This is a genomic window from Roseibium sp. Sym1 (assembly GCF_027359675.1).
Classification (GTDB): Bacteria; Pseudomonadota; Alphaproteobacteria; order Rhizobiales; family Stappiaceae; genus Roseibium.
On the sequence record NZ_CP114786.1, the window covers coordinates 103,821 to 122,639 of the forward strand.

The 18,819-nt window shown below is 61.4% G+C and carries 18 protein-coding genes; 8 read left to right on the forward strand and 10 right to left on the reverse strand.

Annotated features, from left to right (window positions below; translation table 11 throughout):
* Window positions 1-9: 9 nt before the first annotated feature.
* The 7 genes from O6760_RS00465 to O6760_RS00495 all read right to left on the reverse strand — a co-directional run bounded on the left by O6760_RS00465 (window position 10) and on the right by O6760_RS00495 (window position 7,313).
* Window positions 10-561 carry a F0F1 ATP synthase subunit B gene (locus O6760_RS00465; RefSeq protein WP_269583531.1) on the reverse strand — a complete coding sequence of 184 codons (552 nt, stop codon included), beginning with the start codon at window positions 559-561 and terminating at the stop codon, window positions 10-12.
* 83 nt (window positions 562-644) lie between these two features.
* Entirely contained in the window at window positions 645-869 is a 225-nt protein-coding gene (locus O6760_RS00470; protein ID WP_006935776.1) for a F0F1 ATP synthase subunit C, read from the reverse strand.
* A gap of 73 nt (window positions 870-942) precedes the next feature.
* The gene (locus O6760_RS00475) at window positions 943-1,692 is read right to left on the reverse strand and encodes a F0F1 ATP synthase subunit A (RefSeq protein WP_269583532.1); all 750 of its coding nucleotides are present in this window, start codon (window positions 1,690-1,692) and stop codon (window positions 943-945) included.
* A gap of 54 nt (window positions 1,693-1,746) precedes the next feature.
* Window positions 1,747-2,133, reverse strand: coding sequence for an AtpZ/AtpI family protein (locus O6760_RS00480; RefSeq protein WP_269583533.1), 387 nt, complete (start codon window positions 2,131-2,133; stop codon window positions 1,747-1,749).
* Between the two features lie 222 nt (window positions 2,134-2,355).
* A complete protein-coding gene (gene smc / locus O6760_RS00485) occupies window positions 2,356-5,814 on the reverse strand; it encodes a chromosome segregation protein SMC (protein WP_269583534.1) in 3,459 nt (1,152 codons plus the stop codon).
* Window positions 5,815-5,895: 81 nt separating this feature from the next.
* A complete protein-coding gene (locus tag O6760_RS00490; RefSeq protein ID WP_269583535.1) occupies window positions 5,896-6,531 on the reverse strand; it encodes a thioredoxin domain-containing protein in 636 nt (211 codons plus the stop codon).
* A 272-nt stretch (window positions 6,532-6,803) separates the two neighbouring features.
* A complete protein-coding gene (locus tag O6760_RS00495; protein WP_269583536.1) occupies window positions 6,804-7,313 on the reverse strand; it encodes a DUF721 domain-containing protein in 510 nt (169 codons plus the stop codon).
* A gap of 224 nt (window positions 7,314-7,537) precedes the next feature.
* On the opposite strand from O6760_RS00495, the gene mutY reads away from it, so the two are divergent.
* From mutY to bfr, 4 genes are all read left to right on the forward strand, one after another.
* On the forward strand, window positions 7,538-8,611 hold the full coding sequence (mutY, locus tag O6760_RS00500) for an A/G-specific adenine glycosylase (protein WP_269583537.1): 1,074 nt from the start codon (window positions 7,538-7,540) through the stop codon (window positions 8,609-8,611).
* Between the two features lie 89 nt (window positions 8,612-8,700).
* The gene (locus O6760_RS00505) at window positions 8,701-9,249 is read left to right on the forward strand and encodes a 2OG-Fe(II) oxygenase (RefSeq protein ID WP_269583538.1); all 549 of its coding nucleotides are present in this window, start codon (window positions 8,701-8,703) and stop codon (window positions 9,247-9,249) included.
* A 224-nt stretch (window positions 9,250-9,473) separates the two neighbouring features.
* Window positions 9,474-9,953 carry a fasciclin domain-containing protein gene (locus tag O6760_RS00510; RefSeq protein WP_269583539.1) on the forward strand — a complete coding sequence of 160 codons (480 nt, stop codon included), beginning with the start codon at window positions 9,474-9,476 and terminating at the stop codon, window positions 9,951-9,953.
* A 280-nt stretch (window positions 9,954-10,233) separates the two neighbouring features.
* On the forward strand, window positions 10,234-10,719 hold the full coding sequence (bfr, locus tag O6760_RS00515; RefSeq protein WP_269583540.1) for a bacterioferritin: 486 nt from the start codon (window positions 10,234-10,236) through the stop codon (window positions 10,717-10,719).
* Between the two features lie 56 nt (window positions 10,720-10,775).
* Here the strand turns inward: bfr and O6760_RS00520 are convergent, their stop codons facing one another.
* Window positions 10,776-12,287 carry an AMP nucleosidase gene (locus O6760_RS00520; RefSeq protein WP_269583541.1) on the reverse strand — a complete coding sequence of 504 codons (1,512 nt, stop codon included), beginning with the start codon at window positions 12,285-12,287 and terminating at the stop codon, window positions 10,776-10,778.
* 196 nt (window positions 12,288-12,483) lie between these two features.
* On the opposite strand from O6760_RS00520, the gene O6760_RS00525 reads away from it, so the two are divergent.
* The 4 genes from O6760_RS00525 (at window position 12,484) to O6760_RS00540 (ending at window position 16,247) form a co-directional block, all read left to right on the forward strand.
* Window positions 12,484-13,284 (forward strand): transporter substrate-binding domain-containing protein, encoded by an 801-nt coding sequence (locus tag O6760_RS00525; protein ID WP_442969842.1) that lies wholly within the window; start codon window positions 12,484-12,486, stop codon window positions 13,282-13,284.
* 117 nt (window positions 13,285-13,401) lie between these two features.
* The gene (locus tag O6760_RS00530; RefSeq protein ID WP_269583542.1) at window positions 13,402-14,208 is read left to right on the forward strand and encodes an amino acid ABC transporter permease; all 807 of its coding nucleotides are present in this window, start codon (window positions 13,402-13,404) and stop codon (window positions 14,206-14,208) included.
* Between the two features lie 81 nt (window positions 14,209-14,289).
* On the forward strand, window positions 14,290-14,976 hold the full coding sequence (locus O6760_RS00535; RefSeq protein ID WP_269583543.1) for a DNA-3-methyladenine glycosylase I: 687 nt from the start codon (window positions 14,290-14,292) through the stop codon (window positions 14,974-14,976).
* 131 nt (window positions 14,977-15,107) lie between these two features.
* Complete coding sequence (locus tag O6760_RS00540; protein ID WP_269583544.1) at window positions 15,108-16,247, forward strand: site-specific DNA-methyltransferase; 1,140 nt, start codon at window positions 15,108-15,110, stop codon at window positions 16,245-16,247.
* Window positions 16,248-16,383: 136 nt separating this feature from the next.
* On the opposite strand, the gene O6760_RS00545 is transcribed toward O6760_RS00540, so the two are convergent.
* Window positions 16,384-18,192, reverse strand: coding sequence for a putative bifunctional diguanylate cyclase/phosphodiesterase (locus O6760_RS00545; protein WP_269583545.1), 1,809 nt, complete (start codon window positions 18,190-18,192; stop codon window positions 16,384-16,386).
* 31 nt (window positions 18,193-18,223) lie between these two features.
* Window positions 18,224-18,775, reverse strand: a complete 552-nt coding sequence (locus tag O6760_RS00550) for a heme NO-binding domain-containing protein (RefSeq protein ID WP_269583546.1) — start codon at window positions 18,773-18,775, stop codon at window positions 18,224-18,226.
* Window positions 18,776-18,819 lie beyond the last annotated feature (44 nt).

Below are 18,819 nucleotides of genomic sequence, written 5' to 3' on the forward strand. Positions count from 1 at the left end.
ATCGTCTCCTCAGTTCATCGCCGATTTCAGCGCCTTGCTCAGATCGGTCTTGGTCGGAGCCTTGCCCATCAGCTGCTCGACGAGCGCTGACGTGGTGTCCCCGGCAATTTCCTCGATCTGGGAAAGGGCCTCGTTCTTGATGCCGGCAATATGAGCTTCCGCTGCCTTCAGCTTTTCGCCGAGCTCGGTTTCCGCCTTCTCACGGCGAGCTTCCTGCTCGGCCTTGAGCTTGGCCCGCGTGTCATGGGCAATGCCATGCGCCTTGTTGCGGGCTTCGGCCAGCGCCTGCTCGTAGGCAGCAATCGCCGCGTCGGTCTCTTCCTTCAGGCGGTTGGCCTCGGAAAGATCACCGGCGATGCGGTCCTTGCGGTCTTCCAGGATCCCTGCGATCCGCGGCATCGCCACGTTCTTCATGATCCAGTAGAAGAGGCCGAAGGTGATGGCGAGCCACAGCAGCTGGGACGCAAAAGTGGTCGCGTCGAACGGCGGGAAGCCCGCGCCGTGTTCTGCGGCCGCTTCTGTGATGGCCGCGTGGCCTTCAGTGGTCGTTTCGCCTGCCATTTCCTGTCTCCTAAATCCGGCTAGGCGGCGCTGTCAGGGCGCCGCCACCGGAGTCGCATCGATAGTCGCTGCTTGTCGAGCGATTAAGCGAACAGGAGGATCAGAGCAACCAGCAGGGAGAAGATGCCCAGAGCTTCCGTCACGGCGAAGCCGAAGATCAGGCGGCCGAACTGGCCGTCAGCTGCGGACGGGTTGCGCAGGGCGCCTGCGAGGTAGTTACCGAAGATGTTGCCGAGGCCGATGCCTGCGCCGCCCATGCCGAGACATGCGATACCGGCACCGATGTATTTTGCTGCTTCTGCTTCCATGACACGTGCTCCTAGATGGTGTTTGCAGATTGCTCACGTACGGCGCTTGTCGGCCGTGTGATTGGGGTTACCCTCAGTGTGAAGGATGAATGGCGTCGTTCAGATACATGCAGGTCAGGACCGTGAAGACATAGGCCTGCAGGAAAGCGACCAGGAATTCCAGCGCCGTCAGGGCGACCGTCATTCCAAGAGGCAGGATGGATCCGAACACCCCGACCGCGCCCATGGCGCTGAGGCTGACGACGAAACCGGAAAAGACCTTCAGCGTGATATGCCCGGCCAGCATGTTCGCGAACAGACGAACGGACAGGCTGATCGGACGCGACAGGAACGAGATCACCTCGATCAGGGTCACAAGCGGGATCAGCGCACCCGGCACACCGCTGGGGACGAAAAGCTTCAGGAATTTCATGCCATTGCGCATGAAACCGTAGATGATCACCGTCATGATCACCAGCATCGCAAGTGCGAAGGTCACGATGATATGGCTGGTGATCGTGAAGAAATACGGGAACATCCCGAAAAGGTTAGCGACAAGCACGAACATGAAGAGGGAGAACACGAGCGGGAAGAAGCGCATCCCGTCCGTTCCCGCGGCACTTCGCAAGGTGCTTGCAACAAACTCGTACATCATTTCCGAGACCGACTGGATACGGGTCGGCACAAGCCCACGGCCGCTGGTCGAGAAGATCAGGAATGCAGATGTCGCTGCCACGGTCAAAACCATGAACAGCGAAGAGTTGGTGAAAGAGAAATCCATGCCCCCGACTTCAATCGGAAAGATCTTCTGGATTTGAAACTGATGGATCGGATCGTTCGCCACCGGCCAGCCTTCTTCGCTCGTTCATAATCACTGCGCCCGAAGGCGCGACAAAATCTAGTCAGACCTGTCGTTCTGAGCGTCCTTCTCGCGCTGGATCCTGGCGTCCTGATCCTCGACCACCCCGGCCGATCGCAGAACATTCAAGACACCAGCCGCGAAGCCCAGCAGAAGGAAAACGATCAGCCCCAGAGGCGACGTCCCAAACCACTGATCGGCAACCCAACCAATCCCGGCCCCCACCAGAACGCCTGCAATGAACTCTGAGGACAGCTTCATTGCCTGCGCATATCCGGATGAGCTGCTTTGAGACTTGCGCGCGGCTTTTTCTTCCACCGCCCGAATGTCGTCAAGCTTCCGGTTCAACTGAGCCCGCCGTTCCGACAGACCTGCTTTCGGGGAACCGTCCGTTCGATCTTCTTCATCGCCGTTTTGCGAAGACATGTTCATAAGTCCTCAGCCCGCGCCGACATGACAGAACCAACAACAGGGAGCCCCGTAAGCCGCGCGCACCATAGTCGGCGCCCCCTGCCGTGTCAAGAAGCCATAGGGAAACTCTATCTATCTGAATTAATTAGATAATTTGCCCGTTCAGGGATTCGGCCAGACCTAAGTTGCATAAGCTTTTCGCGGCAGTGCCGCACCAGATGCACCCACGCTCCCCGGCTAACCGGTTTCGCGGAATCGTTCAGCCGTCTCCAAATCCACCGAAACCAGCTGGGAAACGCCACGTTCGGCCATTGTCACGCCAAACAGGCGGTTCATGCGCGCCATGGTGATCGGATTGTGTGTGATGACCACAAAGCGGGTCTCCGTGCTGGCCGCCATCTCGTCCAGAAGATCGCAATAGCGCTCGACATTGGCATCGTCGAGCGGCGCGTCGACCTCATCCAGCACGCAGATCGGCGCCGGATTCGTCAAAAAGACCGCAAAAATCAGCGACATGGCGGTCAGGGCCTGTTCTCCGCCCGACAGCAGCGTCATGGTCTGAGGCTTCTTGCCGGGAGGCCGTGCGATGATCTCGAGACCGGCGTCGAGCGGATCGTCGGAATCGACCAGCTGCAGCTCCGCCGTGCCGCCGCCAAAGAGATGCGTGAACAGGCGCTGGAAATGGCCGTTGACCACCTCGAAGGAGGCCAGCAGACGCTCGCGCGCCTCGCGGTTGAGGTTCGATATGCCGGTGCGCAGGCGCCGAATCGCCTCGATCAGGTCGTCGCGTTCCGAGGTCAGCGTGGTTTTCTGCTCGTCGATCTCGCGCAGTTCCTCTTCGGCGCGCAGGTTGACGCCGCCAAGACGTTCGCGCTCGGCCTTGAGGCGCTCCAGCTTGCGCTCCATCGCCTCCGGGTCGGGCAAGGGCGCTCCCTCCTTCAGGCCGGCAATTTCCGGCAGCGCCGCGACAGCAACTTCCAGATCCTCGTCGATGCGCCGCTCCAGGTCGGCCTTGCGCGAGCGGGCCGCTTCCAGGCGTTCCTCGGCGCGGATCTTCTGTTCGCGCGCACCCGACATGGCTTCCATCGCGGCCTTGGCCGCCCGGTCGACATCGGCGAGGTCAAGCTCGGCCTGCTGCAGACGGTCATCCTTTTCCTTCTTGGCCTCTTCCGCCTTGGCAATGGCGGAGAAGAGTTCCCTGCGCTTGATCTCGATGTCCTCGGGCGCCTCGATCAGCTCGGCCCGTTCCTCTTCGGCTTCTTCCTGGCGTTCCTTGAGGACACCAATCTGCTGCGCGGCATTGGCGGCGCGGGTCTTCCAGCCGTCATATTCGCGCGCGATCGCCTCAAGCCGCCGGTCGCGCATCTGCTGTTCGCGTGCAAGTCCCTCGGAAACGGCGCGGGCCTCCGCCAGGGCGCTGCGGGCCGAAGCGACCTCGCCTCGCAATTCCTCGATCTGGTCCTGGTAGCTGGTGGCATCCGGAGCCTCCTCCAGCTGCCCTTCTGCCTCGAGGACCTGCTCGCGGGCCATTTCGGCTTCTTCGCCGAGCCTCTGCGCGCGGTCCTGGGCGGCTTCTTTCTTGGCCGCGACCTGGGAGACGGCCCGTTCGGCAGCGGCGAGCGCCTCGCGTGCGGCCGACGCCCGGCGCTGGCCATCCCGGACCTTGCCGCGCGCAATCTGCTCCAGTTCGACGGCCTGGCGCACGGTGGCGGCAGCGGTTTCCAGGGCCTCGGCATGGTCCGTCACCGCCCGGCGGGCCGTGTCTATTTCATCTCCCAGCTCCGCAAGGCGGTTTTTCTGGGCGAGCCTCTGGGCCGCCGGCGTCGGCGCGTTGGCGGCAACCACGAAACCGTCCCAGCGCCAGAGGTCCCCTTCCCTGGAGACAAGGCACTGGCCCGGCTTCAGCGCGCCGCGCAGGCCCGGCCCGTCGGCCTGGTCGACAATGCCGATCTGCCGCAGGCGGCGGGTGAGTTCCCCCGGCGCCTCGACAACATCCGAAAGACATTTGAGACCGGCGGGCAGCGCCGGGTCGCCGTCATGGGGCAAAACGCCTTCCCAGCGGACGGCGGCCGCGACTTCGAGCGAGGCATCGAGGTCCTCACCGAGCGCAGCGCCCAGCGCGGTTTCAAAGCCCTGCTCGACCGTAAGCTGCTCGACGACAGGCGTGTGGTCCTGGTCGGAATGAACGTTGAGCACCTGTTCCAGGGTGCGTGCCTCGGTTTCCAGCCCCTGCAGCGTCTGCTGCGCCTCGCCAAGGGGGCCGCGGGCGGCCAGCTCCTGTTCGCGCGCCTCGCGCGTCGCCGTTTCGGCGTTTTCCACCGCCGCTTCGGCTTCAAGCAGGGCCTCTTCCGCGAGCTCCAGGGCCTCGCGATTTTCCGAAACGCCGTCGTGTTCCGCCATCCGTGCGGAGAGCTCGGCGAGCACCTGCTGGGCATCCTGGGCCTGTGCCACCAGCCGGTCGGCACGCTGACGGCTGTCGGCAACCGCCCGTTCCAGTTGCCTGCGCTCCGCAGTTGCCCTGGCTTCGGCCGCGGTCAGGTCGGAGAGCCGGGCTTCCAGTCCGCGCACGCTCTCTTCCGCCTCGGCCACTTTTTCACGGGCAGCTTCCGTGCGCTCCTGCACGGTCTCGTTTTCTTCGAGAAGCTCGGCGCGTTCCTCCGACAGGCGTTCCAGCACTTCGTCGTTTTCCGAGACCATCGCCTGCTCGCGGCGGATGTCCTCCGCCAGTTGCACCATGCGGCGCTCCAGGTCCTGGAGCCGTTCCTTGACGCGCCGTTCCTCGGCATCGAGCTCGTTGCGGGCGATCACGAGGCGTTGCAGCGCCGCGCCGGCCTTGGCGGCCTCGTCGCGAAGCTCGGGCAACTTGTGGGCCGCGATCGCCTGCACCCGCGCGCTCTCGGCCTGCAGCGCCGTCGCCTCGTTGACCTGTTTCTGGGCTTCCGCGAACTGGGCCTCGGCGGCGCCCAGCGCATCGCGGGCCTCCGTCCAGCGGATATAGAGAATCGAGGCTTCGGCCGCGCGGATCTCGGAGGAAAGGTTTCTGTAGCGCGTTGCCTGGCGCGACTGGCGCTTCAGGTTGTCGAGCTGACCGTCGATCTGCACCAGCACGTCTTCCAGCCGTTCCAGGTTCTGCTCGGCGGCGCGCAGGCGGATTTCGGCCTCGTGGCGGCGCGAATGCAGACCGGAAATGCCGGCGGCCTCTTCGAGGATCTGTCGCCGGGACGTCGGTTTGGCGGCGATCAGTTCGCCGATCTGGCCCTGGCGCACCATGGCCGGCGAGCGTGCCCCGGTCGAGGCATCGGCGAAGAGGAGCTGGACGTCGCGGGCGCGCACATCCTTCGCGTTGATCTTGTAGTTGGAGCCCTGCTCACGCTCGATCCGGCGGCTGACCTCCAGGGCATCGGCATCGTTGAAGGCCGCTGGGGCCGTCCGGTCCTGGTTTTCCAGGTACAGCGTGACTTCGGCGGTGTTACGGGCGGGTCTGTTGAGGCTTCCGGAAAAGATCACGTCGTCCATGCCGGACGCGCGCATGTTCTTGTAGGAGTTTTCCCCCATCACCCAGCGCAGCGCCTCGACAAGATTGGACTTGCCGCAGCCGTTGGGCCCGACCACGCCGGTCAGCCCGTTGCCGATGATGAATTCCATCGGCTCGACAAAGGACTTGAACCCGACAATGCGGAGTTTGGAAAATCTCATCGGCACCCGCTCCGTGCGGGTGCCTGACAATCGGACCGGAAATCGAGGCAGATCTCGAGGACAGGCGCGTTGCGCGCCAGCCTAGATATTCTCCTCGATGATCTTGCCCATGTCTTCAATCGAAAGCGCCCCCGAGTGCTTCTCGCCATTGATAAAGAATGTCGGCGTCGAATTCACCCCGAATTCGTCAGATGCACGTTTCTGCTCCGCAACAAGTGCATCCAGCATGCCCTGGTTTGTCAAACACTCGTTGAAGGACTCCTGTGTATATCCGATCTGTTTGGACAAGTTCGTCAGGGCCGGCAGGAATTCGCCGGAAAGTGCGCCGCTGCGCAGCTGTTCGAACATGATGTCCACAATCTCGAAATACTTGTCCGCCGGCGCGCAACGGGCCAGCATGGACATGGCATAGGCCTCATTGTTCAGCGGGTATTCACGGAAAATGAAGCGGACCTTGCCGGTCTCGATGTAGTCCTTCTTCAGATCCGGCCAGGTGCGCTTGTGGAAATTGGCGCAATGCCCGCAGGTCATGGACGCATATTCGACGATCGTGACCGGCGCGTTTTCATCACCCAGAATCTTGTCGCCCAGCGGGCCCGGGATCAGCAATTCTTCCATATCAACGGATTGGGCGAATGCCGGCACAGCCGGAACAAGGCCGAATGCGGCCGTCGCCAGGGCGGTGGTTTTGAGGAACTGTCTACGGGTCTGTGTCACAAAGATCGTCCTGTCAAAAGTCTAAAGCGGCACCCGCCGGTGCCCGGAAGGCCGGTCACCTCAGCGGATAGCCGACACATCGAACTCATGCGTTGGATCGTCCTATCTGCCTTCATCTGAATGCAGGATGAACCAGCTTGTTTCTCTCTGTGCCCTTTCAGGCAACCGGCGTCAACAAAGCTTATCAAATATGGCAGGAGAGAGGACGATTTGGCGGCCGAGTTCACAGTGATGTTATTGACCCGGCCCCCGCTGGACGAGGTCCACCTGCTTCACGCGGCCTTGTCGCCGTTGCGGGCGATCACCTGGGCACCGAGCTTTTTCAGGGCCTCGCGCAAGCGGTCGTTCTCAACGCCCTCAAGGTTGGTTTCAAGGCGCTCTTCCTCGCTGCGCGTCAAAGGGCGCAGGGACTTTTTCGGTTCGGGCCGTTTCACCTGGACCGGCTTCTGCAGGATCTTGATGCGGCCAATGGCGCGCCAGCCGTAAAACGTGTTGATGCGCTCGATCACCTGGGCGCTGTCATGGGACAGCATCAGCGCCGTGGCACCGTCGGTGTGGACCACGAGAACCGCGGGCTCGGGCGGTGTCTCGGGATCCGTCCGGTCCGGCCTGCGCGGCCAGACCAGGCGTTCGGGCTGAACCCTGGTGCCGTAACGCTCGCCGACAATGTCCGCCCAGGAGGCAATGATGTCGACGGAGGCAAAGCCCCGCTTGCGGCAAACCGGTGTCATCGCCTTGCCGACCAGATCGGAAAGCCGCTTCGCCTCTTTTGGCGAGTGCACGGGGTTTGCCTTTGGAGCGCTGATGGCCTACCTCCTCATCCAGCCGAACGGTGCGGCGGCCTGCCGAGCCGTTTCCGGATCAAGGTGTTGTCTCGCAATAGAATACGACAAAATGACGACGAATACTTGTCCCGACCTGATCGCCACACTGTTAACAGCAAAGTTGTCCCCAGGCTATCCAAGGCTTCGAAATACGTTCACACCAATAGAGCCCGTCTGATCTCATGGTATCTGCTTCTCCCGCCAACCTGCTGCTCGACTGGTATGACCGGCACGCCCGGAAGCTTCCCTGGCGCGTTGCGCCCGAAGACCGGAAACTCGGCGAAGTGCCGGATCCCTACCGGATCTGGCTGTCGGAAATCATGCTTCAACAGACGACCGTGACGGCCGTCAGGGACTATTTCGAGAAGTTCACCCGGATCTGGCCGACTGTCGAGGATCTTGCGTCCTCCCAGGAAGAAGAGGTGATGAAGGCCTGGGCCGGTCTCGGCTACTATTCGCGGGCGCGCAATCTGAAAAAATGTGCCGAAACGGTTGCCGCCGAACATGATGGCCGGTTCCCCGAGGACGAGACCGAGTTGCGGAAACTCCCGGGCATCGGCCCCTACACTGCCGCAGCCATCGCGACCATCGCTTTCGATCGCCATGCCGCCGTGGTCGACGGCAATGTCGAACGGGTGCTGACCCGGCTTTTCCGGATCGAAACCCCACTGCCGGATGCCAAGCCGGAGATCAAGGCACGGATGGCTGATTTGACCCCGCAGACGCGGCCCGGCGATTTCGCGCAGGCCGTCATGGATCTGGGGGCCACCATCTGCACCCCCAGGCGGCCCGCCTGTGCGCTTTGTCCGTGGCGGGACACTTGCGCCGTGCAGTCCTCTGGCCTTGCCGAGACCCTGCCGCGAAAAGCGCCCAAGAAGCAGAAGCCGACGCGCTTCGGCGCCGCCTTTGTCGCTGTCGATGAAAAGACGGGGGCCGTGCTGCTGCGCCGCCGTCCTCCCAAGGGCCTTCTGGGTGGCATGACCGAAGTGCCGGGGACCGAATGGTCGGAGGACTTTGCTTCCGAGACCGCGCTTGAATTTGCTCCGTTTCCGGCCGACTGGAAAAGAACTCCCGGCGAAGTCAAGCACACCTTCACCCATTTCCATCTGAGGCTTGACGTGTACCGCGCCGACGTGCCGGCAGCAGACGCGAAAGCGTCCGAAAAGGGCTGGTGGTCCCCCCCGCAGAGCGTGCAGGAAGAGGCCCTGCCGACGGTGATGCGCAAGGCGCTTTCCGCGGCGTTCGGCCAGGCTTGAAGATAAACCTGTCCCGGCTCAAGAAAACAGTTGCGGAAACCGCCGTTTGGATGTTCATGAGACCATTCAATCTTCGGATTCCAAGTCACATGTTCACACACTCGCTTGACGCGTTGTTCTCGAAAAAGGACTGCGACGAAATCATTCGCCTGAGCCATGCCGAGAACCGCGACAGCGGCGGGCTGGTCGGCGGTACGCAACAACGCGACATCCGCCGTGCCAAGGTCAGCTGGCTGGACGATGACGGACCCGCTTCCTGGGTTATGGAGCGGGTGATGGCCGCGGTGGCAAGGGCCAATCGCGAAGTGTTCGATTTCGACATCACCGACTTCAGGGAAAAGCTGCAGGTCGCTGTCTATGACGAAAGCGAGCAAGGCCACTATGACTGGCATTCGGATATCGGCGAAGGCCAGATCGCCCAGTGCCGCAAGGTGACCATCGTCACGCAGCTGACCGATGCCGAAGCCTACGAAGGCGGTGCGCTGGAGATCAGTCTCGGGCATACGGTGATGACCGCATCCCGGGACCAGGGCAGTGCCACGGTTTTTGCCAGTTTCATGCTGCACCGGGTGGTGCCGGTGTCGAAGGGCGCACGGTTCTCTCTGACCTGCTGGAGCCACGGCCCGCGCTTCCGGTAACCGGTCGCCGCCATCAGGTCTCCACTCGCGCGCCACGCAGCTTCGGCACGGCTGGATCAGCATTTGACCTGAAAAAATCGGGAAACAGTTTTTCCTCATCCACGGCGCGCGGCAGGCCGTAGGCACCGCAACACAGGCGATTCATCAACCCTTTGAAGGCGCTCGGGAAACCCGTTTTCCCGGCCCGTCTTCCCTTGCCTGTGTCAACCGAGTGGGAGTGAGAAATGAAACTGCTTCAGAAACTTGTCCTTGCCCTTGCAATCGCCCTGCCGCTCAGCGCGGCCAAGGCCTCGGAGAAGGACATCGTCGACACCGCCGTCGGCGCCGGGTCCTTCAGCACCCTGGTCGCTGCCGTGCAGGCTGCCGGGCTTGTGGACACCCTGAAGGGCGAGGGTCCGTTCACGGTGTTTGCACCGACCGACGAAGCCTTCGCCAAACTTCCGGACGGCACCGTGGAAAACCTGCTGAAGCCCGAGAACAAGGACCAGCTGGTTGCTGTCCTGACCTACCATGTGGTTCCGGGCAAGGTGATGTCCGCAGACATCGCCGGCAAGACGGCCGAGGTTGCCTCCGTCCAGGGCAGCGAGATCTCCGTCGATGCGACAGATGGCGTGAAGGTTGACGATGCAACGGTCGTCACGGCCGATGTCGAAGCATCCAATGGCGTCATCCACGTCATCGACACGGTGATCATGCCGAACTGACATGTCGAGCGGGGGTGACACGCGCCCTCAATCGTGCCCGACGACGGTGCGGTCCCGGAGACGGGACCGCGCCTCTTCCTTTTCCGGGATTCCTTCTTTTCCGGGCTTCCTTGGCTCCGGCTTTCAAGTACAGTCCGAATGACCATTTCCGGCTTGCCATTGCCGGAATCGGCGGGAATGGAAAACGGTCTGGATCGCAGCCGGAAATCCGACCGGACCACTGGACATCCAGACTAGAACAGTTCTAAAGTGCGCATCCAATTGCAAAGGAGGCCTTGCCATGAAAGGCAACGAAAAAGTTATTGAGCGTCTGAACGAAGCCCTCTTCCTCGAGTTGGGTGCGATCAACCAGTACTGGCTGCATTATCGCCTCCTTGCCGACTGGGGCTTTGCGCGCCTTGCCAAGAAGGAACGCGAGGAATCCATCGAGGAAATGCAGCACGCGGACAAGATTACCGACCGCATCATTTTCCTCGAAGGCCACCCGAACATGCAGAAGGTCGCGCCGCTACGCATCGGCCAGAACATCAAGGAAGTTCTGGAATCAGACCTGGCCGGAGAATATGACGCCCGCACCTCCTATTCGAAGTCCCGCGAGATCTGCCGCGAGGAAGGCGACTATGTCTCCATGGCGCTGTTCGAGGAACTGCTGACCGACGAGGAAGGCCATATCGACTTCCTGGAAACCCAGCTTGAGCTTCTGGAAAAGATCGGCATCGAACGCTACGGCCTGCTGAACGCCGCACCGGCCGACGAAGCCGAATAAGGCATCTGGTACGGCAAATAAAAAAGCGCGGCCCGGAGCCGCGCTTTTTGTTTGTCTTACTGGAAGGCCGTCTCGGCGAAGCTGCGGAGCTTGCGTGAATGCAGGCGTTCCGCGGTCATGTCGCGCATCTTCTCCATCGCCCTGATGCCGATCTGGAGATGCTGGGCGACCTGCCGCTTGTAGAAATCCGTCGCCATGCCCGGCAGTTTCAATTCGCCGTGGAGCGGCTTGTCCGAAATGCACAGCAGCGTTCCGTAGGGCACGCGGAAGCGGAAACCGTTGGCGGCAATCGTCGCCGATTCCATGTCGAGCGCGATGGCACGGGACTGGGAGAACCGCTTGACCAGTTCCGGCTGGTCCCAAAGCTCCCAGTTGCGGTTGTCGAGCGAGACCACCGTGCCCGTGCGCATGACACGCTTGAGTTCATAACCGTCGATGCCGGTGATTTCGGCAACTGCGTCCTCGAGCGCGACCTGAACTTCGGCCAGCGGCGGGATCGGCACCCATACCGGCAGGTCCTGGTTGAGCACGTTGTCGTCACGGACATAGCCGTGGGCAAGCACGTAGTCGCCCAGGGTCTGGCTGTTCCTGAGACCGGCACAATGGCCCAGCATCAGCCAGACATGCGGCCGCAAGACCGCGATATGGTCGGTGATCGTCTTGGCGTTGGACGGGCCGACGCCGATATTGACCATGGTGATGCCGCTGCCGTCGGCCCGCTTCAGGTGATAGGCGGGCATCTGCGGCAGCTTGGGCGGCTCCTCACCCGAAGTCGGTTCGCTCCTGCCCGCTTCGATGATCAGGTTGCCCGGCGATACGAAGGCCTCGTAACCGCTCTCCGGGTCGTCCAGCAGCTCGTGCGACATCCGGCAGAATTCGTCGATATAGAACTGGTAGTTCGTGAAAAGCACGTAGTTCTGGAAATGCTCGGCGCGCGTCGCGGTGTAATGCTGCAGCCGGTGCAGGGAATAGTCGACGCGCGGCGCCGTGAAAGAGGCGAGCGGCATGATGCCGTCGGCCGGCTCATAGGTGCCGTTGGCGATGCTGTCGTCCATCACCGTCAGGTCGGGCAGGTCGAACATGTCCGCCAGCGGCTGGTTCAGATTGGCGGCCGCGGCGCCGCCCTCAACATGTGTGCCGTCGTAGAAAGCGAAATGCAGCGGGATCGGCATGTCGCTGTCACCGATCAGGATCGGCACATCGTGGTTCTTCATCAGAAGCGACAGCTGCGTGATCAGATAGGTGCGAAAGAGGTCCGGGCGCGTGATCGTCGAGGCATGGGTCCCCGGCCCGGAGACAAAGCCATAGGACAGGCGGCTGTCGAGCCGCACATGGCTGTCGGTAATGATCTGGACCTGCGGATAAAAGGCACGAAAGCGGCCCTCGAGTGCCTCGCCTTCCAGAAGATTCTGGAAATGACCTCGCAGGAACGCGGTGTTGGCTTCGAAAATCTCGATCAGCCGGTCGACCGCCTTCTCCGCGTCGGTAAACACTTCCAGAGGATGCGAGGGCGCAAGCCGCACACGGCGGGGAGCCTGCTGAAACGGATTGCCGGTGGTTTTGGACATGAATGTCTCCTTATTGTTGTTATGGGCCAACAGTCCCGCCAAGTCTCCCTTTGGTCAATAGACCCTGCGGCAGATTTTGAATTTTTTTTCGACGGGAGAAAATTTCTGCACTCATGCACCGGTCCTGCTGCCTCGTGACCTTTTCCACCGGCGGAAGTCCCGGTAAGGTCCCCTGGAATATGACCTGGAGTTCCCCATGAAAAACATCCTCCTGACCCTGGCGGTCGCCGCTTCCTCCATGATCGGCGCAGGCTTCTCCGCGCTGGCCGAAGACCTTCCGGATCTTGGTGGCAAGGAAATCGTGATCGCATCCGAAAACACCTATCCCCCCCTGCAATTCGTCGACCCGAAATCAGGTGATGCCATCGGCTGGGAATATGACGCAATCGCGGAAATCGCGAAGCGGCTCAACGCCACGATCACCTACGAGAACGTTTCCTGGGACGCGATGATCCCGGCAATCTCCGCGGGCGAATACGATCTGGCCATGAACGGCATCACCATCCGCGCCGACCGGGCCGAGCAGGTCGATTTTTCCGAGCCCTACATGCGCTCGGAAATGTTCATGCTGGTGCGGGCCGGCGAGGACCGGTTCACCGACCCGAAGGGCTTTGCCGCGAACGAGGACTTCCTGGCCGGCGCGCAACCGGGCACCACGCCGTTCTATGTCACGGTCTATGAGGTTCTGGACGGCGACGAGGCCAATCCGCGTATCAAGCTGTTCGAGACCTTTGGCGCGGCGGTTCAGGCCCTGAAGGCCGGCGATGTCGACCTGGTGCTGACCGACAGCACCGGCGGCCAGGGCTATGTCGCCACCAATCCGGATACGTTCAAGCTGATCGGAGAGCCGATGGGCTCCGAAGATTTCGGTTTCATCTTCCCGAAAGGCTCCGACCTGGTTGCGCCGTTCAATGCCGCCATCGCCAGCCTGCGCGCAGACGGCACGCTGGATGCGCTCAACAAGAAATGGTTCTTCGACTACAAGGCCGGCCAGTAAGGCTGCCTTTCGGCTTCGCCCGCTGGACTTTGAAAAGTTTGGCCGCTATCCGGGCATTGGGCCGGATAGCGGCCAACTTGTATTCACCCGTTCTCCCCTCCAGCCTCAAGTCAGCCCATGTTCACCCGCAACAAGACATCCGGCGCCCCGAAACAGGATTTTCCCTACTGGCTGGTTGCCGCCGTGGGCATTGCGGTGTTCCTGCTGTTCCAGATCGCGACCAACGATATCTACAGCCAGGTGATGGCGACGGTGTCGCGCGGTGTCTGGGTGACGATCTTCGTCACTCTGGTGGCGTTTTTGCTGGCCTCCCTGATTGGCCTTCTGCTGGCGCTGGCCTCCCTGTCGGGTTCGCTCGTGCTGCGCCAGAGCGCGCGCTTCTATATCGAGATCGTGCGCGGCATGCCGATCCTCGTTCTGCTGCTCTATATCGCCTTTGTCGCGACCCCGCTGCTGGTGGCGGGCCTCAATGCCGTTCTGGAGCCTCTCGGGCTGGGCACGGTGCGCACCCGTGACTTTCCGCTGCTGTGGCGCGCGGTCCTGGCCCTGACCATCGGATATTCCGCCTTTATCGCCGAAGTCTTCCGCGCCGGCATCCAGGCCGTGGACACCGGCCAGATCGAAGCTGCCGAGGCGCTCGGCATGAACCGCTGGCTGCGCTTCCGCCTGATCATCTTCCCGCAGGCGCTGAAGACGATCCTGCCGCCGCTCGGCAACGATTTCATCGCCCTGATCAAGGACAGTTCACTCGTTTCCGTGCTCGGTGTTGCCGACATCACCCAGCTCGGCAAGGTCTTTTCGGCCGGTTCCTTCCGCTATTTCGAGACCTACAATGTGGTCGCACTGATCTACCTCATGATGACGATCACGCTTTCGCTGGCCCTGCGCAAATTTGAACGGACAAGACAGCTTCCGGGCCGCTAAGGTTTTTCCGGCCTTGTTTTTCCCCCCTCATCCTGAGGACGAAAACGAAGAGAGCCTCGACCAGTTAACCGGAGATACGCCATGCGTTCCTTTGAAGAAATCGAAGCCCTCGCCGCCGACAGGAAGGGCGGTCAGGAAGCCCTGGCGGCACTGCTGGCCGAACACAATGCTCCCAAATCCGTTGCGGAGCTGGAGAAGCTGGGCGACGACCGCTGGCTGTCCATGTTCACGCGCTGTGTGTTCCAGGCCGGGTTCAGCTGGAAGGTCATCGACCAGAAGTGGCCGGGGTTCGAGGAGGCTTTCGAAGGCTTCGATGTCGCCCGCCTCGCCTTTCTGCCCGACGAGGCCTTCGAGGCGCTTCTGAAGGACACACGCATCGTGCGCAACGGGGCCAAGATCAAATCCGTGCAGGACAACGCGATCTTCCTGAAGGATCTGGCGGCCGAACACGGCAGCGCGGCGAAGTTTTTTGCCCGTTACCCGGTGACGGACCAGGTCGGCCTGATGGAAATCCTGAAGAAGCGCGGCAGCCGCCTGGGCGGCAATACCGGGCAAATCGCCCTGCGCTTCATGGGAAAGGAGAGTTTCGTGCTGTCCGGCGACGTGGTTAATGCCCTTATCCGTGAAAACGTCATCGAGAATGATCGCATGTCGAAAAAAAATCTGGCCGCAATTCAGGCTGCCTTTAACGATTGGAGCGCAACCACAGGTCGTCCCCTGAATGAAATCAGCAGAATTCTGGCCTTTTCGACCGGGACACCTCATTAACCTCTCATTCAGCTTTTACCATGGTAAACAAAGCATTGATTCAATGGGAATTTTTGTTTTCCGCATTTAACGGCTGATTTACCAAACCCGGTAACCATGACACTCGAAATTGCGTGAGGTATTGCGTCGCAATGAGTGTACTGCGTACCGGGGTGTCCTTCGCGGCACCCCGTTCAACCGAAAATCGGGAAGCGTCCGCTTCCTGGCTGAACACGATCCTGAAGGGCGACTGCGTGGCCGCCCTTGAGAAGTTGCCGTCCAGGTCTGTCGATCTGGTCTTTGCGGATCCGCCCTACAATCTCCAGCTGGGTGGGGACCTGCACCGGCCGGACCAGTCCAAGGTGGATGCCTGTGACGATCACTGGGACCAGTTCGAGAGCTTCGAGGCCTATGATGCCTTCACCCGGGCCTGGCTGCTGGCAGTCCGGCGGGTGATGAAGCCTGACGGCTCGCTTTATGTGATCGGCTCCTATCACAACATCTTCCGGGTCGGTGCGATCCTGCAGGATCTCGGCTTCTGGATCATGAACGACATCGTCTGGCTGAAGTCGAACCCGATGCCGAATTTCCGCGGCAAACGGTTCACCAATGCCCACGAGACCATGATCTGGGCGACGAAGTCCAAGGACGCCAGGCCGACCTTCAACTACGACGCCCTGAAAGTCTTCAACGAAGACCTGCAGATGCGTTCCGACTGGCACCTGCCCCTGTGCACCGGCGCCGAGCGCCTGAAGGACAGGCAGGGCCAGAAAGTGCATCCGACCCAGAAACCGGAAGCGTTGCTCTACCGGGTGCTGACGGCCTCGTCCAAACCGGGTGACGTCGTGCTGGATCCGTTCTTCGGCACGGGCACCACCGGCGCGGTCGCGAAAAAACTGGGCCGGAACTATGTCGGCGTGGAACGCGAGCAGGACTATATCGATGCCGCCAATGCCCGTATCGAAGCGATCGAACCGGGCGATGCGGGCTCCCTGGAAATGCATCAGGGCAAACGCGCCCAGAAACGCATTCCCTTCGGCACGCTGCTGGAAAGCGGGCTCCTCAAGGCGGGCACCGAACTGACCTGCTCGAAGGGCAAGCACCAGGCTGTCGTGCGCGCCGACGGCTCGCTGAAGTCCGGCGACCACACGGGGTCGATCCACAAGGTGGGCGCCCTGGTACAGGGTCAGGAAGCCTGCAACGGCTGGACCTTCTGGCACATCCACGAGGGCGGCAAGAAATCGCCCATCGACGAACTCCGCAAGGAAATCAGATCCCGCCTGCAGTCATAAGCAGGCTCTATAAAGAGAAGCGACCTTCGCTTTCCCCGCGAAACACACTTCAGCCCCGTTTCCCAGAAAAGGAAGCGGGGTTTTCTTTTGACGGCGATGTCCGGATACGGTCGCAATATGGCGACGGATTCGCTTTTTACCCGACCGAACGGTGCAGGTCGGGCTCCTGCTGGTCCAGCCACAGCTCGATGTCGAAGGCGCTCCTCGGGGGGGAAAAGTAATACCCCTGGAAATACCGGCAGCCGCACTTTTCCAGGAAATCGAGTTCCTGGCGCGTTTCGACCCCCTCGGCGAGGACGTCGAGGCCCATTGTGTTCGCCATGGCCAGCATGGCGCCGGCGATCCGCTGCACCTTCGCATTGGTGTCGAGCCCGGTGATGAACGACCGGTCGATCTTGAGAATGGCGACGGGTGTCTCGATCAGGGTGGCGATCGAGGAGTGTCCCGTGCCAAAATCGTCGAGCGCCAGGGCGAACCCGGCCTGCTCAAGGTCGCGACACTGCGCGATGAGCTCCTGGTCGGACTGGTCGAACAGGATCGACTCCAGCAGTTCCAGCTGTATGTCGGCCGGGCTGAGACCGGCCTCGGCCAGTTCCCACTGAAGTTCGGAAATGTATTCCAGGGATCTCAGGTTCGTGGCCGTGACGTTGAGCGACAGCTTGCCGACGGCGCGGCCGTCCTGCTTCCAGGCGCGGAATTGCGCAAAGGCCTTGCGCCGCACCAGCCGGTCGATGTCGACCATGATATTCGCCCGTGTGGCGGTTTCCAGGAATCGGACGGGCGCCAGAATGCCGTGTTCGGGATGTTCCCAGCGTGCCAGCACTTCCAGGCCGCACAAACAGCCTTCGACCGTATCGATCTGGGGTTGGAAATGCGGCACGAACTGGCTGTCGCGAATGGCGGCCTCGATTTCGGAGATGAGCCTGGTTGTCTCGTCATGACGGGCGACCATGTCCTCGGACAGAAGCTTGACCGCGGACTTCGTGGCCTTGGCGTCGTAAAGCGCGATATCGGAATTCGCGATCAGCCGGTCCGCACTCGACACATCGCCTGCATTGAACAGGGCTATCCCGATGCTGGCACTGACCGCGCAACGGTGGCCGTTCAGACGGATAGGCCGCCCGATCGAGGTCAGCAGATCCTGCGCCAGGTCGAGCAGGGTTTCCTCGTTCGGCGGGTCGGCCATGACCAGGGCGAATTCGTCTCCCCCAAGGCGCGCGGGCAAATCGTTCCAGCCGGCATATTCCTTCAGCACCGACGCCGTCTGTTTGAGGATCCGGTCGCCCGCCGAGTGTCCCAGATTGTCGTTGACCGACTTGAAATCATCCAGATCGATATGCAGCAAGGCAAAGCGGGCGGTCTGGTCCGGGACCTGCAGCATTTCCTCCAGCCGGCGCTGCAAGGCCCCCCTGTTGGCAATCCCCGTCAGCGGGTCCTGTGAGGCTCTGCGTTCCGCCTCCACCTTCGCCGACTTGAGTGCGGAGGCCATCTTGTGGCTGTCCTGCAAAAGCGTCCGCTGAGCCTCGAAGGAGTAAAACAGGTCAATCGAGAAATCATTGGGCTTGAAGTCGGCCTCGGTCAGGCCGAACCGCTCCACCACCTGGGTCAGGTGGCGGCCGAAGGACAGATCGACAAAGATCGCGCCCCCGGCCCCCTCCAGGGGAATCGCAACACCCCGGAACTGGATCCCCTTGCCGTCCCTCGAAGCCGCGCTGATGATCAGCTTGGTGCCCAAGCGCTCCCGGATACCGTTAAAATCCTTGAGGTTGCGCGGACGCTCGACATTGAACACGTCGAGGAAGTCCCGCTGCAGCAAGTCCTGCCCCAATACCCGCTTCAGGGTCGGCCCGACGCCGTCAATCCGGCCATCTCCAGTCAGGCTGACATGAAGCGGAAACAGCAGGTCCCTTGTGTCTGCAGAGAGATGGAAACCGTCCGCGATCAAGTGGCGCCCCCGGACAATGGATGTGACACGGTCATCTGTCGAGCAATCTGATCTCGAACACGTCGTGATCGGATGTGTCCGACTTGGGCGTGACCTGCCTGACCTCTATCCTTTCGCCTGTCTTCGCTGCCAAACCATGCAAAAGCCCCTCGACCATCGGCGCCAGCCCGTCCCTGTCCGAATAGTAGTGCAGCAGGCAGGTGTCCTTGCTGACCTGGTCCACCTCGAAGGACGGTGGCTTGAGATGGGGCATCGACAGAAGAATCCGGTCATGCATGTCGTCGAGGCCCTTGAGCTGGTCGACAAAGGACTCGCCGGACAGGCGCATCAGCGTGCCAAAGGTCGAGGCGCCGGCAAATTCGATCCAGTATTTGCCGAACACGCAAAGAACATCCCTTGCGGCCAGGCCGGTATAGTCACAGATCGCTCCGACGAGATTGTAGGTGATCGTGTCGTCGTAGCTCGACATTCGTTCGAATTCGAGCTCGTCCACGCCTGCCTTTGCGCAGATCGTCCGCCAAGCCTCCGAACCGTGATTGTCCAGGATGAAGGTCCGAATTCCCTCATTCACCATTCCGTACATAGCCGGCCTCATAAAAATTTCCCTTACGTAATATTGCAATTTGA